The 21245-nt window shown below is 61.0% G+C and carries 24 protein-coding genes, 1 tRNA gene and 1 pseudogene; 16 read left to right on the top strand and 10 right to left on the bottom strand.

Annotated elements, in window-relative coordinates; all coding sequences use genetic code 11:
- Nucleotides 1-172: 172 nt before the first annotated feature.
- Nucleotides 173-258 (top strand) — tRNA-Leu (locus FJ936_RS18955).
- A 78-nt stretch (nucleotides 259-336) separates the two neighbouring features.
- On the opposite strand, the gene FJ936_RS18950 is transcribed toward FJ936_RS18955, so the two are convergent.
- The 3 genes from FJ936_RS18950 to FJ936_RS18940 form a co-directional block, all read right to left on the bottom strand.
- A complete protein-coding gene (locus tag FJ936_RS18950; RefSeq protein ID WP_015318073.1) occupies nucleotides 337-1092 on the bottom strand; it encodes a DUF4239 domain-containing protein in 756 nt (251 codons plus the stop codon).
- Between the two features lie 200 nt (nucleotides 1093-1292).
- Nucleotides 1293-2012, bottom strand: coding sequence for a carbonic anhydrase (locus FJ936_RS18945; RefSeq protein ID WP_141906859.1), 720 nt, complete (start codon nucleotides 2010-2012; stop codon nucleotides 1293-1295).
- 167 nt (nucleotides 2013-2179) lie between these two features.
- Nucleotides 2180-2467, bottom strand: a complete 288-nt coding sequence (locus FJ936_RS18940) for a PilZ domain-containing protein (RefSeq protein WP_140787467.1) — start codon at nucleotides 2465-2467, stop codon at nucleotides 2180-2182.
- Between the two features lie 209 nt (nucleotides 2468-2676).
- Between FJ936_RS18940 and FJ936_RS18935 the strand changes: the two genes are divergently transcribed.
- The gene (locus FJ936_RS18935; RefSeq protein ID WP_015318076.1) at nucleotides 2677-3216 is read left to right on the top strand and encodes a J domain-containing protein; all 540 of its coding nucleotides are present in this window, start codon (nucleotides 2677-2679) and stop codon (nucleotides 3214-3216) included.
- A 22-nt stretch (nucleotides 3217-3238) separates the two neighbouring features.
- Here FJ936_RS18935 and FJ936_RS18930 read toward each other — a convergent pair whose 3' ends face one another.
- A complete protein-coding gene (locus FJ936_RS18930) occupies nucleotides 3239-3817 on the bottom strand; it encodes an NUDIX domain-containing protein (RefSeq protein WP_023773121.1) in 579 nt (192 codons plus the stop codon).
- A gap of 155 nt (nucleotides 3818-3972) precedes the next feature.
- Between FJ936_RS18930 and FJ936_RS18925 the strand changes: the two genes are divergently transcribed.
- The 3 genes from FJ936_RS18925 (at nucleotide 3973) to FJ936_RS18915 (ending at nucleotide 5733) form a co-directional block, all read left to right on the top strand.
- Nucleotides 3973-5076: an NADH:flavin oxidoreductase/NADH oxidase gene (locus FJ936_RS18925; protein WP_140787469.1), complete on the top strand. Its 1104-nt coding sequence runs from the start codon at nucleotides 3973-3975 to the stop codon at nucleotides 5074-5076.
- A 109-nt stretch (nucleotides 5077-5185) separates the two neighbouring features.
- On the top strand, nucleotides 5186-5464 hold the full coding sequence (locus tag FJ936_RS18920) for a DUF982 domain-containing protein (RefSeq protein WP_032935880.1): 279 nt from the start codon (nucleotides 5186-5188) through the stop codon (nucleotides 5462-5464).
- A 29-nt stretch (nucleotides 5465-5493) separates the two neighbouring features.
- Nucleotides 5494-5733 carry a DUF2188 domain-containing protein gene (locus tag FJ936_RS18915; protein ID WP_015318080.1) on the top strand — a complete coding sequence of 80 codons (240 nt, stop codon included), beginning with the start codon at nucleotides 5494-5496 and terminating at the stop codon, nucleotides 5731-5733.
- Nucleotides 5734-5803: 70 nt separating this feature from the next.
- Here FJ936_RS18915 and FJ936_RS18910 read toward each other — a convergent pair whose 3' ends face one another.
- Complete coding sequence (locus tag FJ936_RS18910; protein ID WP_015318081.1) at nucleotides 5804-6088, bottom strand: hypothetical protein; 285 nt, start codon at nucleotides 6086-6088, stop codon at nucleotides 5804-5806.
- Between the two features lie 364 nt (nucleotides 6089-6452).
- Between FJ936_RS18910 and FJ936_RS18905 the strand changes: the two genes are divergently transcribed.
- The 9 genes and pseudogenes from FJ936_RS18905 to FJ936_RS18865 all read left to right on the top strand — a co-directional run bounded on the left by FJ936_RS18905 (nucleotide 6453) and on the right by FJ936_RS18865 (nucleotide 16289).
- A complete protein-coding gene (locus tag FJ936_RS18905) occupies nucleotides 6453-7196 on the top strand; it encodes a competence/damage-inducible protein A (protein WP_140787683.1) in 744 nt (247 codons plus the stop codon).
- Nucleotides 7197-7278: 82 nt separating this feature from the next.
- Nucleotides 7279-8112, top strand: coding sequence for a universal stress protein (locus FJ936_RS18900; protein WP_140787473.1), 834 nt, complete (start codon nucleotides 7279-7281; stop codon nucleotides 8110-8112).
- A gap of 115 nt (nucleotides 8113-8227) precedes the next feature.
- On the top strand, nucleotides 8228-8728 hold the full coding sequence (gene gpt / locus FJ936_RS18895; protein WP_015318084.1) for a xanthine phosphoribosyltransferase: 501 nt from the start codon (nucleotides 8228-8230) through the stop codon (nucleotides 8726-8728).
- Nucleotides 8729-8937: 209 nt separating this feature from the next.
- The gene (locus FJ936_RS18890) at nucleotides 8938-9426 is read left to right on the top strand and encodes an NUDIX hydrolase (RefSeq protein WP_140787475.1); all 489 of its coding nucleotides are present in this window, start codon (nucleotides 8938-8940) and stop codon (nucleotides 9424-9426) included.
- 101 nt (nucleotides 9427-9527) lie between these two features.
- Nucleotides 9528-9839, top strand: a complete 312-nt coding sequence (locus FJ936_RS18885) for a PilZ domain-containing protein (protein ID WP_015318086.1) — start codon at nucleotides 9528-9530, stop codon at nucleotides 9837-9839.
- A gap of 673 nt (nucleotides 9840-10512) precedes the next feature.
- Nucleotides 10513-14301 carry a vitamin B12-dependent ribonucleotide reductase gene (locus FJ936_RS18880; protein WP_140787477.1) on the top strand — a complete coding sequence of 1263 codons (3789 nt, stop codon included), beginning with the start codon at nucleotides 10513-10515 and terminating at the stop codon, nucleotides 14299-14301.
- A 201-nt stretch (nucleotides 14302-14502) separates the two neighbouring features.
- A complete protein-coding gene (locus tag FJ936_RS18875) occupies nucleotides 14503-14970 on the top strand; it encodes a hypothetical protein (RefSeq protein WP_140787479.1) in 468 nt (155 codons plus the stop codon).
- 3 nt (nucleotides 14971-14973) lie between these two features.
- The gene (locus FJ936_RS18870) at nucleotides 14974-15984 is read left to right on the top strand and encodes a serine/threonine-protein kinase (protein ID WP_140787481.1); all 1011 of its coding nucleotides are present in this window, start codon (nucleotides 14974-14976) and stop codon (nucleotides 15982-15984) included.
- A 99-nt stretch (nucleotides 15985-16083) separates the two neighbouring features.
- Nucleotides 16084-16289 (top strand): annotated as a pseudogene (locus FJ936_RS18865) (type II toxin-antitoxin system HicB family antitoxin).
- Between the two features lie 52 nt (nucleotides 16290-16341).
- On the opposite strand, the gene FJ936_RS18860 reads toward FJ936_RS18865, so the two are convergent.
- Both FJ936_RS18860 and FJ936_RS18855 read right to left on the bottom strand, forming a co-directional pair.
- Complete coding sequence (locus FJ936_RS18860) at nucleotides 16342-16953, bottom strand: hypothetical protein (protein WP_246680496.1); 612 nt, start codon at nucleotides 16951-16953, stop codon at nucleotides 16342-16344.
- 4 nt (nucleotides 16954-16957) lie between these two features.
- Nucleotides 16958-17479, bottom strand: a complete 522-nt coding sequence (locus FJ936_RS18855) for a hypothetical protein (protein WP_140787485.1) — start codon at nucleotides 17477-17479, stop codon at nucleotides 16958-16960.
- A 184-nt stretch (nucleotides 17480-17663) separates the two neighbouring features.
- Here FJ936_RS18855 and FJ936_RS18850 point away from each other — a divergent pair, with 184 nt between their 5' ends.
- Nucleotides 17664-18023: a hypothetical protein gene (locus FJ936_RS18850; RefSeq protein ID WP_140787487.1), complete on the top strand. Its 360-nt coding sequence runs from the start codon at nucleotides 17664-17666 to the stop codon at nucleotides 18021-18023.
- 12 nt (nucleotides 18024-18035) lie between these two features.
- On the opposite strand, the gene FJ936_RS18845 is transcribed toward FJ936_RS18850, so the two are convergent.
- Entirely contained in the window at nucleotides 18036-19016 is a 981-nt protein-coding gene (locus FJ936_RS18845; RefSeq protein ID WP_246680495.1) for a DUF3592 domain-containing protein, read from the bottom strand.
- Between the two features lie 142 nt (nucleotides 19017-19158).
- Entirely contained in the window at nucleotides 19159-19761 is a 603-nt protein-coding gene (locus FJ936_RS18840; protein ID WP_246680494.1) for a lysozyme inhibitor LprI family protein, read from the bottom strand.
- Between FJ936_RS18840 and FJ936_RS18835 the strand changes: the two genes are divergently transcribed.
- Complete coding sequence (locus FJ936_RS18835) at nucleotides 19760-19948, top strand: hypothetical protein (RefSeq protein ID WP_140662059.1); 189 nt, start codon at nucleotides 19760-19762, stop codon at nucleotides 19946-19948. The genes FJ936_RS18840 and FJ936_RS18835 overlap by 2 nt on opposite strands.
- Before the next feature lie 36 nt (nucleotides 19949-19984).
- Here the strand turns inward: FJ936_RS18835 and FJ936_RS18830 are convergent, their stop codons facing one another.
- Complete coding sequence (locus tag FJ936_RS18830) at nucleotides 19985-21058, bottom strand: GH25 family lysozyme (RefSeq protein ID WP_140787489.1); 1074 nt, start codon at nucleotides 21056-21058, stop codon at nucleotides 19985-19987.
- Nucleotides 21059-21245: the final 187 nt, after the last annotated feature.

The raw sequence follows: 21245 nt of genomic DNA, 5'->3' as shown, positions 1-21245 counted from the left end.
AGGCGCCGGCCTAGGCGGATCGGATCCGCCACGCAGATGTTTACCGATGCGCGCGGCGCGCATAATTCCGCGATCGCGCCAGTATCGTTATGCCACCTCCTCTGGGTGCGCGTTCGGCCACCGCAGAACACGACTTGACGGGCTGTGTCTGGCATCTGAAAAGGACGTGCCTGCGGACGTGGCGGAATTGGTAGACGCAAGGGACTTAAAATCCCTCGATCTCTGATCGTACGGGTTCGATTCCCGTCGTCCGCACCAGAAAAAGTCTTCAGATTTGTTTTGATTTTCTCTGTTGAACCGCCGCAGCATCATTTAGCCGCGTGCCACTGCTGCGGATCACTGCTGTAACTCGGACAGCGCCCTCTCCATCGGGGCCATTGAAATCTGGATCGGGCCGGAAAAAGCCACGTCCATGTCGAAGATCAGGTAGATCGCCCCGGCAACCAAAGCCGCCGATGCCGCGTAGGTCGAAACGGTGATCGTATTGCGTGGCGCCCTGAAGCCGAAGCTGGCGAAGATCAGCACCAGCCAGGTAACCAGGAGCGTGATCAGAGGCACCGGAATTGTGCCCTCCGACTGCTCAATCAGCACCCAGCGCAACTCCAGCACTTTCTGCAAATGCTGGCGGGCGTCCTGCACAATGAAGCCATGCGCATCGTCGGTCGGCGCCAGCGCACTCAGCCGGGTGCCGATTTCCGCCAGCAACTGCTCAGAGAGCCGGTTGGCGGCGACCAGCGTCTCGCTGGTGGGCGAAGAATCACCCGCCACGCGCTGCACATAGACGACCAGCGGCTGGCGTACCGTGTCGGTTTGCGGGCCATACTGGCGCAAGGTCCTGTCGAGAAGGATCAATTCGGTCGCATAGGCGTGCACGTTGCGGTCGATCGATTCGAAGGTGTTCCTGGCCGAGTTGATCATCAGGCCGAGCATCAGCGAGGTCATGACCCCGAACAGGTTCGCGGCGTGCCGAACCACGGTGTTCGTGTCGTCATCACGATGTTTGGCTGGCAATTTTGGCCATATCGCCGTGCTGGCGAGCGCGGCCACGGTCAGGCATAGGAAGATTACCATTGCGATGAAAGCTTCGCGCATGCCGCTCATTCCGATTGGCAATGGCAAGGCGTCAGTTGATGACCGCCATCACTATTCCGGCGCGTCCTTGCGCCCTGCCGAACGCCTGCCGCGCCCCTTGTAGCCGAGATAGGTGGCCGTCACCGCCCCACGGAAGGCAAGCCAAACCAGACGCCGACGCATCGAGGCCCCCAGAGCCTTCGATCTCGATGACGGGTGTGTCATTCGATGTAAGTCACCGCACCCGTTTGCAAGTCATAGATTGCCGCGACTATCTTCAGCTTCCCCGCCTTGATGAGGCCGGCCAGCACCTTGCTCGAGGCGGCCAGTCGCCTCGCGGTCCTCCGTGGGCTTTCCTTGGCGGTGTTGTCGACGAAATCACCCGCTTCGCTCCGCGCTGCTATCGCCGCGGGCAGGATCGGTTCGATCATCGGACCGATCGCGCCAGGATAGGTCGCGTTCTTGGTCACCACGTCGCACGCCGCCTTGACGGCGCCGCAGTTTGTGTGCGCGAGAACAACGATCAAGGGCGAGCCGAGCACCGCTGCCCCGTATTCGACCGTGCCGAGCGTGGCAGTGTCGACGAGGTTGCCAGCATTCCGGGCGACGAACAGCTCTCCAACGCCGTGACCGCCGAAGATCAGTTCAGGCGGAACGCGACTGTCGGCGCAACTGATGATCGTGGCCCAGGGCGCCTGGTGTGCGGCAACAGCATTCCGCTGCGCGGCAAGGTCTATCGAGCAGAGTTCCGGGTGACCGACGTAGCGTTCGTTGCCGGATTTCAGTGCGGCGAGCGCGTCATCGAGGCTCAGCGCGGTCACCGCACCTTGGGCCGCGCGCGCCGACCATGTGGCCCCACCAACGCCGAACGCAACGAGCCCCGCGCCGACTTTGAGGAAATCCCTCCGGTCGACCGCTTTGCCATCACAGGTGTAGCACATTCTCAATTCCCCGCCCTGGTCCCCAAGGCATAATATGCGCTCGCTCTAATATATAGCAAGCGATCGGCGACAACGTCAGAATTGATGAGATGGCGGCGGGATGCGAGACGACGAAAGCCACCGGCAACGCAGTGCTGGGTGCCCTCATATCAACCGGCTTACCGCCTTTAGGTGATCTTCAGCGAGAAATTGCCGTGGATCTGGATGCCCAGTCGCTCGCCCTTTCTCCAGCGCACTTCCGCTCGATAAGTCGCACCGTCCAACGGCACGCGCAGCCGGAAGGTATTTGGCACTTCAACCCCCGCAGCGACACGCAACTCGGCGCCATGCTCATGCTGGTTTCTGACGGCGCAGCCTATTTCGCCATCCTGCGTGATTATGAACGCCTCCTTCAAAACCACCTCGCGTAAGTGCGTTCGACGCTCTACTGGAGGTTCAGAAGGTTTATCGGTCATGGCAAGCCGCCTCCGACGAGCGAAATGCTACCAGACCAAGGTCTGCAGCTCAGGACGCAAAGGTCTGACGTTTTCGCTTAATTCGTGTATCTGACCCTTTGTACGCTCGGCACATTAGTAAATCGTGAAATATATACTCTATGGTCGTCGCCAAAATTGTCACCTGACGCTGAGACACAGACGGCGAAAATGGCATGGGGAAGCCAGGTATGTTCATCGACTTCTACGAAATGCTGGAAATCAGTCCGAATGCCAATTCGGAAACGATAGAACGCATTTTTCGGCATTTTGCCATGCGCTACCACCCCGACAACCAAGTGACTGGGAACGAGTCACGCTTCAGCGATATTCTTGAGGCTCACAACACGCTCAAGGATCCGGTCAAGCGTGCGCAATACGACATTCAGTACAAGGCGCATTTGAACCACCGGGCCGAGCTGACCGATGAGGCGAGCAACACAAAGGGCTTCGATCGAGATTCCGTCATTCAAGCCAAAGTGCTGTCACTGTTGTATGTAAAACGCCGGCAGGACGTCAATCATCCCGGGATAGGCGATGAAGAACTCGAACGAATGTCAGGCTGTCCGCAAGAGCACCTCGAGTTTCACCTCTGGTATCTGAAAGCGAAGGGCTGGATAGCCAGGACGGAAAACGGCACGTTCGCCATAACCGTCGAAGGCGTCGATCGCGTTAATTCCGAACATCATCGTGACGCGGCCACCACCCGACTGTTGGGTCACGCGGGCTGAATTGAGATCGCTCGGTCTCTGATCAAGCCGTCACCGGATTCAGCTTCAGGTGCTGGATCAGGATGATGGTCTTGGCATCGACAATGCGGCCATCGGCGATGCCGGCCAGCGCTTCGTCGAGCGGCATTTCCAGGACCTCGATGTCCTCGCCCTCCTCCGGAGCGCCGCCGCCGGCCGAGATGCGGTCGGCGGGCGAGTAGCGCGCGACGAAGAACCAGAGCCGCTCGGTGACGCTGCCCGGGCTCATATAAGGCGAAAACAGCCGCTCGATGTCCTTCAACCGGTAACCCAGTTCTTCCTCGGCTTCCTTGCGGATGGCGGTTTCCGGATCGTTTTCGTCCAGCAAGCCGGCGCAGGCCTCGATCAGCGGCTCGCGGTGGCCGGTGACATAGGCGGGATAACGGAACTGGCGCACCAGAAGCACAGTCGAACGCTGGGGGTCATAGGGCAGGATCACCGCGCCGTCGCCGCGATCATAGGTCTGGCGGACCTGCGTCTCCCATTGACCGTCACGCCGGCGATAGTCGAGCACGGTCTTTTTCAGGACCGCCCAGTCGTCGGAGAGAACCTCTTCCGAGCGGATACGAACGCGGTCTTCCATATGACACCTCGATGCTGGCTGGCGGACGCAGGCGTAGCCGCGAAGCGGAACAGGCGCAATCCGGCGATTGGTCCAGCGCGCGCTTCACCGTCTCGTGTGTGGTATGGACGGGTGCCGTCGCCTAGATAGCGCATTCCCCTTCCCGGAGTCTTTCCATGACGACATCGCTTTTCCAGCCGATCACTCTCGATGGGCTCACCTTCCCCAACCGCATCGCCGTCGCGCCGATGTGCCAGTATTCCGCCGAGGACGGCTCGGCCAGCGACTGGCATCTTTACCACTGGATGAACCTTGCCATGTCCGGTGCCGGCATGGTCACGGTGGAGATGACCGACGTCGAGCGGCGCGGACGCATCAGCCATGGCTGTCTCGGCCTCTATTCCGAAGACAATGAAGCCGCCGCGCGGCGCGCGCTGGATGCGGCCAAGCGCGTGGCCGCGCCCGGCACTAAGTTCGGCACGCAGCTGGCGCATGCCGGCCGCAAGGCCTCGAACCGCAAGCCCTGGGAAGGCGGCGGCCCATTGCAGCCAAACGAGGATCCCTGGCAGACCGTCTCGGCTTCAGCCATCGCCTACGACACCGGCTGGAACGTGCCGCGCGCCCTGGACGATGAGGAAATCCTGCAGCTCGTCGAGCGGTTCGCGGACGCCGCAAGGCGGGCCGACCGTGCCGGCTTCGACTTCATCGAACTGCATGCGGCGCATGGCTACCTCATCTTCCAGTTCCTGTCGCCGCTGTCCAACCAGCGCACGGATCGCTGGGGTGGCTCGCTGCAAAACCGGATGCGTCTCGTCGTCGAGATCGCCAGGGCGGTGAAGAAAGCCGCGCCGAAACTGATGCTCGGCGCACGGCTGTCGGTGAAGGACTGGGTCGATGGCGGCTTTGACGTCGCGGACGCGGTCGAGGTGGCGAAAGCGCTGAAGGCCGAAGGCGTCGCCTATCTCTGCTGCTCGAGCGGCGGCAATTCGCCATTGCAGAAATTACCCACCGGCCCCGGCTATCAGGTGCATCTGGCCGAAGCCGTGCGCAAGGGCGCGGGCATCCCGACCCGGGCGGTCGGCCTGATCGACGACCCGAAACAGGCCGAGGCTGTTATCGCCGAGGGTCGCGCCGACATGGTGGCGCTGGCGCGAGCCTTCCTCGCCGATCCGCGCTGGGGATGGCGTGCGGCCGCCACGTTCAGCGAAAAGATTCATCCGGCGCCGCAGCTCGCCCGCTCGGTGACGACGATGGAACATTGGATGAAGGCCGCCGGCTGATCGCCCTTTCTCCCGACGCGGACGCGCTTGCGCAACGGCGTCGCGACCTTTGGGCGCAGGCCGAAGGCCACTTTTGCAACCAAATTGGCTGCTTTGCGTTGCGGCCATGATGATGGACAACAAACCCTTTGAAACGCCGGTCGTGGTCGAGCTTGGCCATGTCGGTAAATATCGCCATATCCGCTCGACCCAGGAGGCGGCCGAGTGCCTGATGACGGTGTGGCCGCTCAATCGCGGGCCTCGTCATCGTGATGCCCTCGACACTTGCCTCAAAGTGCTGGAAGGTTATCGTTCGACAGCGGAAGCGCGCCGGGCACTGATCGAGGCGGCCAGGGAATCGGAAGTGCTGGTGCCCGACGACAAGCTGCCCGACGACCGGCTGCATTGAGCAGGCGGACCTTTTAACTGGAGGTTTTGATGGCGAAGCTGACTTACAAGATCGTCGAGCATGACGGTGGCTGGGCCTACAAGGTCGGTGCGACCTTCTCGGAGACATTTCCCACCCATCAGGATGCATTGCGTGCCGCCGAGATCGCTTCGGCCGAACAGCAGGTGGCGGGTTCCACCGATGGTATCCAGTATGAGGACGCCGAGGGCAAATGGCACGAGGAACTGGCCGACGGCCGCGATCGGCCTCAGACTGAAATCTCGGATTGATCCAGCCCTGCGCCAGCCGCGGACGCCAGGAGAGACGGCGTCCCGCGGCAGGCAATACGCGGCTGCCTATTTACTTGCCGCAATACTGATCGTTGACGTTGCCCTGAGCGTTCGCATCGGGGCCTGGCGTGCTTGAGGCACAAGGCCCGGCCGGGCCGGGGTTGCCAAGGGTGCTCAATCCAGAGCCGTCGGCGTTGATGCTGCCAGTGGTGCTCTGGTCGATGGCCGACGAATCCTCATTGCCGAACAGCCACCAATTGTGATGGTTGGAATAGGTAGCGTCCGACGATTGGGCCATCGCCGATGTGGCGAGACCGATCGTCAGGACGGATGCTGCGAAAAGTTTCCTGTACATTGATTTTACTCCGTATCTTGATCTTGGCCGCCTTGGGATGCGACACGGGGTAAACCTGACCGTCAGCCGAATGGTTCCCTGAAATTCTCGTGAAGTGGCGGTGATGTCGGGTGACAAAAGCGCGTGCCGCCATGCGCTCGAAGGCTGTGACCTGTTCGGGCGCCACGGATTGCGGCACCACCTCGGCCCTGGTCGCCCTCCGCGACCGAGGACAATCCGGAAGGGCTTGTTCCCATCCTGGTCAAGCCGCGCTTGGTACTGCAATGCAGGTGTGGTGGACGTGTCGGATCGTTCGCCTTTGGACGGCATTGCCGCCGCCCATCCGCCGCGCTATTTCAGGCGACCCGTCCTGCCGGAGCGTTCCATGCCTGAAATCGTCACTGCCGCCATGCTCGTCATCGGCGATGAGATTCTGTCCGGCCGCACCAAGGACAAGAACATCGGCCATCTCGCCGATATCATGACGGCGATCGGCATCGACCTGAAGGAGGTACGCATTGTTCCCGACGAGGAAGACGAGATCGTCGCGGCGGTGAATGCCGTGCGCGCGCGCTATACTTATGTCTTCACCACCGGCGGCATCGGCCCGACGCATGACGACATCACAGCCGATTCGATCGCCAAGGCGTTTGGCGTGCCTTGCGAATACGATGCCAAGGCCTATGCCCTGCTGGAGGCGAGCTATGCCGCGCGCGGCATCGAATACACGGAGGCACGCAAGCGCATGGCGCGGATGCCGCGCGGCGCCGACCATATCGACAACCCCGTCTCCGTGGCGCCCGGATTCCGCATTGGCAACGTCCATGTCATGGCCGGCGTGCCCTCGATCTTCCAGGCCATGCTCGACAATGTCGTGCCGACCTTGAGAGCCGGCACCAAAATGCTGTCGGCCACGGTGCACTGTCCGTTCGGCGAGGGCCTTGTCGGCGGGCCATTGGGCGAGATCCAGAAAGCCCATCCGGATACGATCATCGGCTCCTACCCCAAGTATGGCGACGGCAAGTTCTGGACCGAACTGGTCGTTCGTGCCCGCAGCGCGGAGGCGCTTGAAGCCGCGCGCGCCGACGTCGAGGCCATGGTGGCAGGCTTCGCGGATAAGGCGGGCTGATCCGCTGCAAACCGGAACCAAGAACGACGGTACCACGTTTCCCTGGCGCGAGGCTCGTCACTCGCACGATTGAGGGGTCATCATGCGTTTCAAGACCATTGTTGCCATTCTGCAGAACGAGCAGGACGCCGAGCGGGTGCTCGACTGCGCCATTCCGCTTGCCAGCCGCTTCGAGAGCCATCTGATCGGCATCCATGCCGAGGCGCTCCCGGTGCCCTACACGTCGGCGACCGGCTTTCCCGATACGGAGTTCCTGCAGGTTTCCGCCGACATGAACCGGGAGCGGGCCGACAAACTCCAGGCTGTCTTCCTGAAGCGGATCGAGGATTCCGGCCTTTCCTTCGAATGGCGCAGCCTGGAAAGCTTTTCCGGCGACAGCGCGCTAACCGGCATCTCAAGCGTGCGCGCCGCCGATATCATCATCGCCGCCCAACGCGAGACCGGCGGCGATCCGAGCGCCGACGTCGATACGCTTGTCTACGACGCCGGCCGGCCGGTGCTGGTGGTGCCGAGTGCGGGCCCGCTGGTCACCACCTTCAAACGCGTGCTGCTTGCCTGGAACGGCAGCAAGGAGGCCGCGCGCGCCGCTTTCGATGCCTTGCCTTTCATCATCGAGGCTGAGAAAACCGACATACTGGTCATCGATCCGCCCGATACGCTCGACGAGAGCCCGGAGGCCGCGGGCGCCGAAATCGCGTCGGCCCTGTCGCGCCACGGCGCCACCGTTAGCGTCTCGGTGCAAAAATCGAGCGGCACCTCGGTCGACGACATGATCCAGAACAGGATCACCGAGACCGGCGCCGATCTGCTGGTGCTTGGCGCCTACAGCCACTCCTGGCTGCGCCAGCTGCTGTTCGGCGGGGTAACACGCACGGTGCTGCGCTCGGCACAGGTCGCGGCCTTCCTGTCGCGATAAGTCCACAGCGATTGCTGCCGGCCACCCTTGCCAAGTCTGGGGGTTTCCAGTTAATTCCGCGCGCATTCCCCTGTTTCTTGCACGCGGCCGCCGCGTGCCGTGGAGTGCGCGAGACATGTCCCTTCCCGAAAAAGCCTTCCCGGTCTCCTGGGACCAGTTCCATCGCGACGCGCGCGCACTTGCATGGCGGCTTGCCGGCACCAGCAAAGGTCAGTGGAAGGCTATCGTCTGTATCACGCGTGGTGGCCTGGTCCCGGCGGCGATTATTTCACGCGAGCTCGGCATCCGCGTGATCGAGACGGTCTGTGTCGCCTCTTATCACGACTACACCAGCCAAGGGCAGTTGCAGGTGCTGAAGGAGATCACGCCGGCCTTGCTGGCCGACGATGGCGCCGGCGTGCTGATCGTCGACGACCTCACCGACACCGGCAAGACCGCCGGCATAGTGCGGGCAATGATGCCGAAGGCCCATTTCGCGACCGTCTACGCCAAGCCGAAAGGCCGGCCGCTGGTCGATACGTTCGTCACCGAGGTCAGCCAGGACACCTGGATCTATTTTCCCTGGGACATGGGTTTCACCTATCAGAAGCCGATCGCCGACGATCACGCCGGCTGATTCGCGGCAAGCTGCTTTTTATCAATTGAGCTGGCGCCGACGGCGATATTTGCTTGCGCGGAGCGCGCTGGGGGCAAAATATCCTGTGAAATCGACCCTCATTGACGAGAATCAGCTCGCTTGACCAAAGTTTTACTTTTATTGGTCACCATTCGCCCTAAGATTCATGAGGCGGCAAACGATTCTGGAGGCTGGGGCTAGCTTCTCCGATGTTGACACGACCAACGACGCACAACCACCTTGCTGAAAGGGTCAGGCGACTCTTCGGCACGGCGCCGTGCCGTCTGCAGGTTGCCGCCCTGCCCTGGCGCGATGTCGGGAACGGCATCGAGATCATGTTGATCACCAGCCGTGATACTGGCCGCTGGGTGCTTCCAAAAGGCTGGCCGGAAGCCAGGGAACCGCTCTGCGAAGCGGCCGCCCGCGAGGCCGCCGAGGAAGCCGGTTTGCGCGGAAACATCTCTCATCTCGAAGCCGGCCGCTATTTCTATGCCAAGGTGCTGGCTTCGGGCGAAGAAGTGCCTTGCGAGGTTCTGGTGTTCCCACTGCACGTCGACAAGATCGCGGACCGCTGGAAGGAAAAGCACTCCCGCACCCGCAAATGGGTCAGTTCCAGCGAAGCCGTGCGCATGGTCAATGAACCCGACCTTTGCCAGATCATTGCCTATTTCTGTGCTGATCCACGCAGGTTCTCCTGATCGGCGCCTTTCGCGTGTATCGCGGTGGACGCACAACCTTGTGCCGCAAAGGGTTTGCTAATTTTTGTTGATTAGGATCGATCAGTCCTGGCGTTTGATCGATGGCGAATCCCGCAGACCCACTTCAGCACGACCCCGGCGAGCCGCAGCGCGAGCATCGCCCGCGCGTGCTCAAAGGTGGAACAGTCATCACTGGGATCCAGAATTCCGAAGTCGCCTGTACGGTGCGCAACCAGCATGCGGGCGGAGCCGAACTGAAATTACCGGCCGAAGCCAGGGTTCCCGATCATTTCCTTCTCTACATACCGCTCGACGGCGTCGCCTATCGCTGCGAGGTCCGCTGGCGCCGCAGCGACCGGATCGGCGTACAGTTCAACGGGACCGAACCCAAGCCGAAGCTACACTACGGCTGAGGCCCGGCTCACCGGCTTGGCTGGCTTTTTGCGGCATCCCAGCAAATGTTTCGCAGCGCCCGTGCCGCTGGCCAACGATCGCACCGGCTTACCGCCGGGCAGATGGCCGACGGCGGGTCGATTCTATCCCCGTTATCCACATGTGTGACACACAAGATGTTGGGGTCACAAAAGCTACGCAAACGAATCCTTGACGGCTCGAAACGAGTCGCCTTTTATAGGCCATGCGCTCCTGTTGAGAGCGCGACCGGAAAGTTCTTAGCCCGGTCTTTTTCCCGGATTATGTGCGTTTTGCCCGCATTTCCGCCTGTTCACGAGGCCGGCGGAAGCGTTGCGATCGTGGGTTGGGTGGGCGACGAAAGGGAGAATTGTCGGACTGGAATAAATTGTCCGTTAATACTATATTTAGTGTTTGCAGCTAAGTTCGACGCTAGATAGTGTGAATTTCCCTCGAGTGAGGGAATCGAAAAATTCAGTTTTGAGGGGCCCGCGGGCCGGTTGGCAGCCTCGGCAGATGCCTGCAAGGCGTATTGTCGTGCGCGTGGCCGAGCCTGCGAAGAGGAGATGCCGGCATTGTTCGCAATGCCGGCAAACGGCGGACTGCGCGTTTCGTCTTTTGGGGGCAGAAATCCCCTGATGAAAGCGCTATATATAGACAAAAGGGACCGGACCAATGCGCATCGAGCGTCGTTTCACCAAGCCAGGACATGCAGGCCAAGAAGGGGCCGCTTATGCGGAGATCGAATTCCGCAAGGCGCTTTCCGAGATCAAGAATCCGGATGGCTCGGTGGTGTTCCGCCTGGACAACATCGATGTGCCTGCGCAGTTCTCCCAGGTCGCCGCCGACATCCTGGCCCAGAAATATTTCCGCAAGGCCGGCGTCCCCGCGCGCCTGAAGAAGGTCGAGGAAAACGACGTCCCCTCCTTCCTGTGGCGTTCCGTCGCCGATGAGGCCGAACTCGCCAAGCTTCCCGAGGCCGAGCGCTACGGCTCCGAGATCGACGCCCGCCAGGTCTTCGACCGGCTGGCCGGCACCTGGACCTATTGGGGCTGGAAGGGCGGCTACTTCAAGGCGTCGGAGGAAGACGCGCGCGCGTTCCGTGACGAGCTTGCCTATATGCTGGCGACCCAGCGCGTCGCGCCGAACTCGCCGCAATGGTTCAACACCGGCCTGCACTGGGCCTATGGCATCGACGGTCCGAGCCAGGGTCACTTCTATGTCGACCCGTTCACCGGCAAGCTGACCAAGTCGAAATCCTCCTACGAGCATCCGCAGCCGCATGCCTGCTTCATCCAGGGCGTGCAGGACGACCTCGTCAACGAGGGCGGCATCATGGATCTGTGGGTGCGCGAGGCGCGCCTGTTCAAATATGGCTCGGGCACCGGCTCGAACTTCTCGCTGCTGCGCGGCGAAGGCGAAAAGCTGTCCGGCGGCGGCCGCTCGTCCGGCCTGATGAGCTTCCTCAAGATCGGCGACCGCGCCGCCGGCGCCATCAAGTCGGGCGGTACGACGCGCCGTGCGGCGAAAATGGTCATCGTTGACGCCGACCACCCCGATATCGAGGAATTCATCGACTGGAAGGTCAATGAAGAGCAGAAGGTCGCCTCGCTGGTGACCGGCTCCAAGATCGTCAAGAAGCATCTCGAAGCGATCATGAAGGCCTGTGTGAACTGCGAAGGCCATGACAACGACTGCTTCGATCCGGCCATCAACACGGCGCTGAAGCGCGAAATCAAGTTGGCCAAGAAATCGGCTGTGCCGGAAAACTACATCTACCGCGTCATCCAGTTCGCCAAGCAGGGCTACACCTCGATGGCGTTCAAGACCTACGACACCGACTGGGATTCTGACGCTTATCTCACCGTTTCGGGCCAGAACTCCAACAATTCGGTGTCGCTGAAGGACAATTTCCTGCGCGCCGTTGAAGAGGACGCAGACTGGCATCTGACCGCCCGTAAGGACGGCAAGGTCTTGAAGACACTGAAGGCGCGGGACCTCTGGGAAAAGATCGGCTACGCCGCCTGGGCGTCGGCTGATCCCGGCCTGCACTTCAACACCACGATGAACGACTGGCACACCTGCGCTTCGGCCGGTGCGATCCGGGCCTCCAACCCGTGCTCGGAATACATGTTCCTCGACGACACGGCCTGCAATCTCGCCTCGATCAACCTGCTGCCCTACCGCAACACCGACGGCACCATCGATATCGCAGCCTACGAGCACACCGTGCGGCTGTGGACCATGGTGCTGGAAATTTCGGTCATGATGGCGCAGTTCCCGTCGAAGGAGATCGCCAAGCTCTCCTACGACTACCGCACGCTGGGCCTCGGCTATGCCAATATTGGCGGCCTGCTGATGACCTCGGGCATTCCCTACGATTCCGACGAGGGCCGCGCCATCTGTGCCGCGCTGACCGCCATCATGACCGGCGTCGCCTACTCCACCTCGGCCGAGATGGCCTCCGAACTCGGCGCCTTCCCCGACTATGACCGCAACGCCCAGAACATGCTGCGCGTCATGCGCAACCATCGCCGCGCCGCCTATGGCGACAAGGACGGCTACGAGAAGCTGGCCGTCAATCCTGTGCCTCTCGTCGCATCGGACCTGAAGCAGCAGGATCTGGCCATCCACGCCAAGGCCGCCTGGGACCGCGCCATCGAACTCGGCGAGGAGCATGGCTACCGCAACGCACAGGCAACCGTGATCGCGCCGACCGGCACGATAGGCCTGGTCATGGATTGCGACACCACCGGTATCGAGCCCGACTTCGCCCTGGTGAAGTTCAAGAAGCTCGCCGGCGGCGGCTATTTCAAGATCATCAACCGCGCCGTGCCGGAAGCGCTTCGCACGCTGGGCTATTCCGAGAGCCAGATCGCCGAGATCGAGGCCTATGCCGTCGGCCACGGCAATCTCAACCAGGCGCCGGCCGTCAACCCCGGCTCGCTCAAGGCCAAGGGCTTCACCGACGACAAGATCGCGGCGCTCAACGCGGCGCTGAAGTCGGCCTTCGACATCAAGTTCGTCTTCAACCAGTGGACGCTCGGCGCCGACTGGGTGAAGGAGACCTTCGGTTTCACCGACGAGCAGCTCAACGACTTCTCGTTCGAAATGCTGCCGGCACTGGGGTTCTCCAGGAAGGACATCGAGGCCGCCAACATCCATGTCTGCGGTGCGATGACGCTGGAGGGCGCGCCCTTCCTCAAGGCCGAACACCTCCCCGTGTTCGACTGCGCCAGCCCCTGCGGCAAGATCGGCAAGCGCTCGCTGTCGATCAACAGCCACATCCAGATGATGGCGGCGGCACAGCCCTTCATCTCCGGCGCCATCTCCAAGACCATCAACATGCCGAACGACGCGACGGTGGAGGATGCCAAGAGCGCCTACATGCTGTCATGGAAGCTGGCGCTGAAGGCCAACGCGCTCTACCGCGACGGCTCGAAGCTGTCGCAGCCGCTCAATGCGTCGCTGCTCGCCGATGGCGAGGAGGACGAGGACGAGGCGATCGAGCAGCTGATCCAGGCACCGGCGGCGGCGCGCGCGGCGCAGATCACCGAGCGCATCGTCGAACGCATCATCGAACGCGTGTCGCGCGAACAGGAAAAGCTGCCCGGCCGCCGCAAGGGTTATACGCAGAAGGCCAAGATCGGCGGCAACACCATCTTCCTGCGCACCGGCGAATATGACGATGGGCGTCTCGGCGAGATCTTCATCGACATGAACAAGGAGGGTGCCACCCTGCGTGGCCTTCTCAACAACTTCGCCATCGCGATCTCGCTTGGCCTGCAGTATGGCGTGCCGCTCGACGAATATGTGCACGCCTTCACCTTCACCAAGTTCGAGCCGGCCGGCATGGTCATCGGCAACGATGCCATCAAGAGCGCGACGTCGATCCTCGACTATGTGTTCCGTGAGCTGGCCATTTCGTATCTCGGCCGCAACGATCTCGCCCATGTCGACCAGTCGGATTTCTCCAACACCGCACTCGGCCGTGGCATCAGCGAAGGCAAGACCGACGCAGTCTCCAAGGGCCTGACCCGCGGTTCGCCGGTGAAGCTGGTGTCGAGGGCAGGCGAGCCGAAGGGCTTTGCCGGCTCCGGCACCCCTGCCCGCTCGGCGCCGACAGCCTTCTCCGGCTCCAACGTGCTGGCCTTGAAGCCTGCAACCGACGAGGCGGTCGCCTACAAGCGCGACTATGAGGAGCGGGCTAGGGAATTGGCGGAAGACATCGCCTTCGAGGAAGCGGCCTCCGATGCCTCGACCGATACTACCGCGGCGCTGTTCACCGACACGGCGGCCCATGAAGCGGCCGAAGCGAAGAAACTCGCCGCCGACCGCCGCGCCAAGTCGCTGCTGCAGGGCTACACCGGCAATTCCTGCTCCGAATGCCAGAACTTTACGATGGTGCGGAACGGGACCTGCGAGAAGTGCGATACTTGCGGCGCCACGAGCGGGTGCAGCTGAGGAAAGAACTAGCCACTAACTAACCGTAACATCATCGGCCCGGTCGCAAGATCGGGCCGAAAATGCAAATAGGCAGGAAAATATTCGACAAACCCTCCCGTACACACTTCTGTCGACTTAGAGACTCCATCCACACGCATCTTGTCTCAACGAATAAACCCCCGTATTGATAGGCAAAAGCATTGGGGAGGGGGAGCCAATATGGCGAAGATTATCGTTGGACTTAGCTATCAAAAAGGCCGGATACGCCACACCACAATATCAGAGAATGGAGAAAGATTTCAGTATGTTGCTCATGGATCGATTAAGTACGATCCCGATCTTCCGCTTGGTGAACTTGTCGAGCGATGGCGATTAGACTTTGACGAGCTCTTAAAGGCTCAAAAGCCTGTTATTGTTGGGGCAACAGAAATCCTTGAGAGCGGCTCCCGCAACTCCGCTCGGTATCAAATACTGCCCCTTGGTTTAACGGCACTGTCTTGCCAAAAGTGCGACGTGCCATTGAAGGTGTTCTCTCCGCAAGCTTTTATCAAAGGGGGACCGTTCGGCTTGGCTCAAGGGGTTAGACCAATCTCTCAAGTAGATAGTCAGTTTGGTTCGCATTCGCCAAACTGGGACGACATGCAAAGAAAAAGCGCATTGGCCGCTTGGCGAGCAGGATTGGATTAAGCAATGCTCTTTGCCCCCGGATCAAATGTTAGCAACGTCCAAATTAAAAAATATGTCGGCGCAGGCGCGTTTGGTGAAGTCTACCATGCCGTCGACCTCGTGATGGACAGGGAATGCGCTGTAAAATACGTCGAGAATAAGGACCCCGTGGCTTTCAAAGCTCATGTGGAGGGGCAGATACTTCACATATGTAAACATGAATATGTCGTTGAGGTTTTTGACGTTCAGCCTGTTAGCCATGCAGGAAAGATGTTCGCTGCAATCGAAATGGAGTATATGCCGGATGGCTCGGCGGAGTCGTATTTGGAAAACAATCACGTATCCGTGAAAAAGGCGATCCGGTGGCTGATCCACGTACTATTCGCCCTTGAGAACGCCCACCATCATTCTGTGCTGCATCGTGATATAAAGCCAGCAAATTTCATGCTTTCAGGTGGAAAAGCAAAGCTCTCAGATTTTGGCCTTGCAAAAGTGTCTGGGGGTGTTCCGCATGGAAGCGCCAAAGGCACGCCTGTATACGCTGCCCCGGAGCTATTTTCCGGCGGGAAAACCACAATTCAGACTGACATATTTTCTTCTGGAATTTCACTTTTTCAGCTTGCAAGCAATGTGAACGACTGGGATGCACATTCGCTTAGCACTTCTGATTTGAAGAAGGGTAAGGTCATTAACCGATGCGGATTTCCGGGTTATGTCCCGCAGAGACTTCGCCGCGTCTGCAACAAGGCCTGCCATTATGACTCGACCAAACGATATGGAAGCGCGCGTGAAATGCGGCAGGCCCTTGAGGCACTGTCCGTTAAGTTGGACTGGGTGCAATCAAAACCTAATGACTGGACAGCGGAGGTCGGTGGCAATTTACATCGGCTGACGATTGCCCCGACAAAAGGGAGATATGAAGCGGTATATCAGTTAAATGGCAGGAGGAAGAACAAGAACTGCAAGACATTTTCAACAATGGCTGCTGCAATTGGTTTTATGCACGATACGATTGCGGATACTACGCTGCGATAAGGCAGCGCGGTCGAATTCGATACCACTTGAGTAAGGCGAACAAGCCACCGCCCACTGCGAACAGAGTCCTTAAGCAGTCCGGTGCGAGGAGACGATTACATGCGCTACGCCGTTGTGATCGAGAAGGCAGAGATAACTTCTCTGCTTATGTGCCGGACTTGCCCGGCTGCATCGCGACGGGCGCGATCGTATCTAAGGTAGAATCCGAAATTCGCGACGCCATACGATTCCATATTGAAGGCTTGCGAGCCGATGGGCTGAATGTGCCCAAAGGTGTCAGCTTGTCCGAGTATGTGGAGGCATAAATCGCCAGTTCGCGGCCCTGCAATCGTTTGCTTGGCGTAAAGGATTGGCGACCTACCCAGCCGATAACACCCGCAGCGTCTGTTCATCGAACAGCGGTTCGTCCTGCCCCGCCCGGACGAACAGCAGCTTGTGCGCCGCACTCGCCGGCACCTCGAAATACTGGATGCCATCCGGCATTTCGCCCCAATCGCCACAGGGCGGTTCGGGTACTTCATCATTGGCCTTCGCCTTCAGTTCCTTCTCATAAGCGGCGTCGGGGCTGAATGTGTAGCGTTTGACGCCGGCGGGCACGGTGCCCTCCGTGTAAGGCGCGAGCACGCAGCGGGCGTTGACGGCCTTGTCGGTCTTTTCCAGGAACAGACGCCGCATGGCAGCCTCCGCGGTTTCGCCAGGCTGGATGTCGAGCACCTCGACAAGCGGATCTGGCGCACCGCCATCGCTGTATTTGATGGCAAGCGCATTGCCGACAAACTCGAAATGGATCTGGCGAAAGCCGGAATCGCAGCGCTGCGCCCATGCGACCAGGCCGATCGTCTTGTCCGTCAGTTTTTCCCAGACGCATTTGTCGATCGGCTGCCGCGATGGTACCGGCTCCTCCGCACGCGCCCCGGCAGATACCGTCACGGACGCGAACAGGGCGCAGGTCCAGACGATCGATCTCATGGCGCTATTCATCGCTGCATCCCGTCAAAGTGAAGGCATCCCATGCCCAGCCATCCGGATTGGCATTGGCGAAATCGGCCCATTCGGTGAAAGCCGCGCCGAAATCCGGCAACAGCAACCCTTTCGGCGCCGGTGTCGCTTCGCGCGAATTCAGCTGCTCGGCGCCGCCTCCGGTCAAGGCATAGACCTGCCCGTCCCATATCCGGCAAAGCCCGCTGTCGTCTTGCAGACCCGCTTCGCGGTCGTCGTCGGTGCAGGGGTGGCGGATGGTACCGAGCGGAAACGAGTTCTTGCCGTTGGTCCAGGTAATATCGGCCGGCAGGCTTATGCCGGTATGAGGCACGGCCAGCGAGAACACCTGCGTCGTCAGTGCCGCCGGTTCGTTGCCCAGCGGCCGGAATTGCATGACCGCGCCCGAGCGTGGCTCCTGGTAGGTGGCGTGGCTCAGGAGGCATTCCTTGGCGCTCGCCCCTTGCATGAGCCCGAGCGAACCCAGGGCAACGAAGGCCAGTTTGCGAATGATCATCGATATCTCGGGCAATGTGTTTGTGAAGCAAGGCCGGCTGCGTGCCGGGCCGCACAGTCGCATCATCGGTACAAAACCATAAACGAAATCCGGAACCGCTGCGTTTATCGTCCCTCGATCGAAAACTTGCCCCACACAAACCCGCAATCTGTATGATCGAACGCAGCGGCCCAGGAGACAAAAGATGCAGCGTTTGGCACTGATCATAGCGATCTCCGCAACGGCGATTGTGCCGGCCGTAGCGGCAGCGCCCTATGTCGGGACGTGGTCCAGCGACAGGTTGAACTGCCATGCGACCGCCGACATCCAGCGCCAGACTGTCTTCACTGTGGATCAGTCGGCCCTGTCGTTTCCCAACCTCGGCTGCGAGCACGCGATCTTTCGCAAAACCGCCATCGGCTGGGTGGTTCGCGCCAGCCAGTGCTACGGCGCGGACCCATCGCTCGACGAGCCATTTTCTCGCACCATCCATATCAAAATCGACGGCGCGACGGTGCGGTTGAGCTGGCGCGGATTCGACAGCGGACCTCTCGTGCGCTGCTGAAGGCGGTGACACTCAGACCAACCCGACCAGCAAGGCCGCGCCGCCGAGAAAGCCTGCCGAGCAGACCCACAGCAGCCATAGCCCACGCACCCGGCATTCGAGCACCGCCGAGGCGGGGTTGGCGGGGTCATAGCGAACGTCGACCTTGCTGCCCTGGACATAGCGCCGCGCCTGACCGCCGACGAGGCCGGGCAGCGAGGCCGTCACGCTGGCGCCGAAAGCGACGCGATCGGCGCTGTAGCGCTGTCCGGCGACACCATAGCTGTAGACGATGCGGGATTTGAACACCGTGCGCCAGGGCCGGTACCCACCGCCCTCAAACCGGTCGCGGGTCTTGATTGCCTGCAGGCCGGACGCATCGATACGGCCGGCGGCGGTCGGCCATGTTGCCGCTTGTCCGGCCATCGATCTTTGGGCAAAGCCCATGCGCAGCACAAAAAGCCCCATGAACAGCAGGAATGCCGCTACACCGAGGTTCCGCGGCTTGGGCAGATGCGGCCCGATAGCCTCCAGCACGCCACCGACCGAAAACACCAACACCAGCGCGCCAAGCACGAGCCCCGCCGAAAGCTGGACCATGAACTTGAAGGCGCCGTCCGGCATGGTGCGCTCGATCACGGCCTTGCCCGGACTGGACGGGTCATAGAACACGGTTACCGCCGCGCCACGCGGAAACCGCGCAAGGGTTTCCGCGACTTCGAAATTTCCGAGGTTCTCCTGCACGCTGTAGTGCGAACTTTGAAATGTCTTGCCGCCCACCTTGTACTCATACGTGATGGCCGGAAAGTTGCGGATTTCGGTCGAGGTGCTGCTCTCCGAGCCGGTACCCGAGCTTGTCACCTCGCGCGCCTCGACGCGCGACGAGACGATCTTTCCAGGCGTCGGCAACCAGCGGCTGGCCGCCTTGACCTCGAGCCATTTCAGGAAGGTGACGATCGACAGCATGCCAGCGACCGCGCAGGCAAAGCCGACCAACAGAAACTTGAGCTCCAACTCGTCCCCCCGACGACTAGAGTACAGCAGCACGCATATAGACAGCATGGCGAGGGCAATGTCTCGTCTATTCGCAAGATCAGGAAATGACCGCCGGCAAGGTTCAATGCTGTCGCGTGGCCATGGGAGCGGCGACCAGCCGCTATTCGGCATCCTCTATTGCCATGACACGAACATAGCCCTCCAGCTGAAGGGCGCGATCCCGGATGATGTTGGTGGCGTCGGCTGCCTGCATGGGCACGTACATCGTGCCTTGCCTTGTTTCATAGAGAGCGCCCCGTGTCTTCGCCTCGCTGTCGCGGAAGGCCAGCCAGGCGCGTTGTGACAGGCGAAGATTTTGCGCTGCCTGGCGCGGTAATTTGCGCAGGAGTGTCGCATAAGCGGCATTCATGCGGCGATCGTAGTCGCTTGATGCCGTCGCCTCGCAGTCGGTTTGGCCTGCTGTAGAGCCATTGGCTGGATCATCCAGGCAGCGGTCGAGCGTATCGGCGGTGGCGTCTTGCAGACCCGCGGCCATCGGGCTCGCGGGCAACAGCAATGTCAGCAAGCAGACCAGTGCCCCACCGAGCCGAAGCCTGACACGAATGTTCTCCATCTTGCCTCCGAGGACGTGTCCGAAGCACGGTGGGAACCACGCCAGGAACTGGTGGCCAATGCGGCGGGCCATCCGCACGACGACGTGATAAAAGGACGATCGATCCGATCGGACGGAGATCCAGGAGACAACAGCCGGGACGATGCGCATGAGCGAACAAACCGAAGATGACACCGATATACTGAACCAGCTCGCCTATGTCAGGGCCGATCCGACCCAGCACGACACGCTGACCCTTCTCGCCATGATCGATGCCGCGATCGCCGAGATCATGGGCTTGAGGGCGCGGCTGCGGTTGAGCGAGGAAAAGAACGGCGGGAGCAACCAGTTCCAATAGGTGGACAGGACGAGCGCCGACGCGAAAGCATGGGTTCTAATCCGCGTCGGCCATCACCGCCCGACCTCCGCCGCCGGCCCAGGCGCGCCATTGCCGCTCATCGCCATGGAAGACGTTGAGATCGATGCGGCCGGTCACGCCATGCGACAAGCCGGAGCCGGAATACTGCCAGAACAGCCATTTGCGATCGGGATAGACCTTTGACGGATGCCGGGCCACGGCGCGCAGCCAGAACGGGTAATCCGGGAATGCGCCCTGGAGGTTGTCGCGATAGAAATCGGGCGCCGTGTAGATGATCGGCCGCTGGCCGTAATGGCGCTCCAGCTTGTCCATGAACACCTGCATCTTCTCCAGGACCTTTTCGCGCGACGGGCGCCGCTGGCAGCTGGAGTCGCCGTTCCATTCGACGTCGATCACCGGCGGCAGCGCGCCGTCGACCTTCGGCACGTTGCGGATGAACCAGTCGGCCTGCTCGCCGGCGGTGCGGCACCAGTAGAAGAAATGATAGGCACCGCGCTTCAGGCCCGCCGCGTCGGCATCACGCCAGTTCTTCATAAACAGGGGGTCGAGGTGGTCGCCGCCGTCGGTCGCCTTGATGTAGGCGAAGTTGGCGCCCTGGGCGCGCAGCTTCTCCCAGTTGACGTTGCCTTGCCAGCGCGACACGTCCACCCCGTGCACGGCAAGGTGACGGGGCGACGAGCGGCCGAAATTGATCGGCTTGGCATCGCGGAAGCCATAACGCGTGACCGGGCCGGCCAGCATGGACGGTGCCGCCCGCGACAACAGCTTCGGCGGCGACACCAGGGCGGCCTCCTCGATCGGCGGCTCGACGCTGTCGGGCAGTTCGGGTGCGGGAAACGCCACCGTCTCTTCCTCGGCAAGGCCATAAGGCCGAGCGGTGGTATCCTCTGCCGCAGCCTCAATCCGCTTGCGCGCCGCGTTTGCCCTGGCCACCGGAACGGACGCGATCGGCGCGCTTGGACGCACCACCGAACTGGTGACTTCATTGGACGGCTTCTGCATGTCGAGCGCATCCATGCCCGATGTCGACGAACAGCCGGCAAGGCACAGCGATGCGATCACGAAACTCACGACGCCTGGTAACCGCATCTGGACCTGTACTCGAACACAACAGACCGAAGGCGACGGCCGACGGACAACCAGACGAGTTATGAACGAGAAATTACCAATAAAGTTTGAATCAAGTTTTTTACCATAGCTGTGGCCGCGTTCCGACAGTCGTCGGCAGCGGCCCGGCCAAGCCTTGACAGGGCCATGATGTGGCTGTTGAGAACGG

Source organism: Mesorhizobium sp. B2-4-13, from assembly GCF_006658535.1.
GTDB lineage: Bacteria > Pseudomonadota > Alphaproteobacteria > Rhizobiales > Rhizobiaceae > Mesorhizobium > Mesorhizobium australicum.
Note: the sequence above shows the minus strand (reverse complement) of the source record. Positions and strands in the feature narration are given on the sequence as shown.

Excerpts from the sequence above, each read along its gene's own strand:
- FJ936_RS18935 (WP_015318076.1), top strand. The coding sequence starts at position 2,677 with ATGTTCATCGACTTCTACGAAATGCTGGAAATCAGTCCGAATGCCAAT.
- FJ936_RS18940 (WP_140787467.1), bottom strand. The coding sequence starts at position 2,467 with ATGACCGATAAACCTTCTGAACCTCCAGTAGAGCGTCGAACGCACTTA.
- gpt (WP_015318084.1), top strand. The coding sequence starts at position 8,228 with ATGTCCCTTCCCGAAAAAGCCTTCCCGGTCTCCTGGGACCAGTTCCAT.
- FJ936_RS18830 (WP_140787489.1), bottom strand. The coding sequence starts at position 21,058 with ATGCGGTTACCAGGCGTCGTGAGTTTCGTGATCGCATCGCTGTGCCTT.
- FJ936_RS18890 (WP_140787475.1), top strand. The coding sequence starts at position 8,938 with ATGTTGACACGACCAACGACGCACAACCACCTTGCTGAAAGGGTCAGG.
- FJ936_RS18875 (WP_140787479.1), top strand. The coding sequence starts at position 14,503 with ATGGCGAAGATTATCGTTGGACTTAGCTATCAAAAAGGCCGGATACGC.
- FJ936_RS18950 (WP_015318073.1), bottom strand. The coding sequence starts at position 1,092 with ATGCGCGAAGCTTTCATCGCAATGGTAATCTTCCTATGCCTGACCGTG.
- FJ936_RS18905 (WP_140787683.1), top strand. The coding sequence starts at position 6,453 with ATGCCTGAAATCGTCACTGCCGCCATGCTCGTCATCGGCGATGAGATT.
- FJ936_RS18860 (WP_246680496.1), bottom strand. The coding sequence starts at position 16,953 with ATGAGATCGATCGTCTGGACCTGCGCCCTGTTCGCGTCCGTGACGGTA.
- FJ936_RS18885 (WP_015318086.1), top strand. The coding sequence starts at position 9,528 with ATGGCGAATCCCGCAGACCCACTTCAGCACGACCCCGGCGAGCCGCAG.
- FJ936_RS18835 (WP_140662059.1), top strand. The coding sequence starts at position 19,760 with ATGAGCGAACAAACCGAAGATGACACCGATATACTGAACCAGCTCGCC.
- FJ936_RS18850 (WP_140787487.1), top strand. The coding sequence starts at position 17,664 with ATGCAGCGTTTGGCACTGATCATAGCGATCTCCGCAACGGCGATTGTG.
- FJ936_RS18880 (WP_140787477.1), top strand. The coding sequence starts at position 10,513 with ATGCGCATCGAGCGTCGTTTCACCAAGCCAGGACATGCAGGCCAAGAA.
- FJ936_RS18910 (WP_015318081.1), bottom strand. The coding sequence starts at position 6,088 with ATGTACAGGAAACTTTTCGCAGCATCCGTCCTGACGATCGGTCTCGCC.
- FJ936_RS18900 (WP_140787473.1), top strand. The coding sequence starts at position 7,279 with ATGCGTTTCAAGACCATTGTTGCCATTCTGCAGAACGAGCAGGACGCC.
- FJ936_RS18925 (WP_140787469.1), top strand. The coding sequence starts at position 3,973 with ATGACGACATCGCTTTTCCAGCCGATCACTCTCGATGGGCTCACCTTC.
- FJ936_RS18920 (WP_032935880.1), top strand. The coding sequence starts at position 5,186 with ATGATGGACAACAAACCCTTTGAAACGCCGGTCGTGGTCGAGCTTGGC.
- FJ936_RS18915 (WP_015318080.1), top strand. The coding sequence starts at position 5,494 with ATGGCGAAGCTGACTTACAAGATCGTCGAGCATGACGGTGGCTGGGCC.
- FJ936_RS18870 (WP_140787481.1), top strand. The coding sequence starts at position 14,974 with ATGCTCTTTGCCCCCGGATCAAATGTTAGCAACGTCCAAATTAAAAAA.
- FJ936_RS18930 (WP_023773121.1), bottom strand. The coding sequence starts at position 3,817 with ATGGAAGACCGCGTTCGTATCCGCTCGGAAGAGGTTCTCTCCGACGAC.
- FJ936_RS18855 (WP_140787485.1), bottom strand. The coding sequence starts at position 17,479 with ATGATCATTCGCAAACTGGCCTTCGTTGCCCTGGGTTCGCTCGGGCTC.
- FJ936_RS18945 (WP_141906859.1), bottom strand. The coding sequence starts at position 2,012 with ATGTGCTACACCTGTGATGGCAAAGCGGTCGACCGGAGGGATTTCCTC.
- FJ936_RS18840 (WP_246680494.1), bottom strand. The coding sequence starts at position 19,761 with ATGCGCATCGTCCCGGCTGTTGTCTCCTGGATCTCCGTCCGATCGGAT.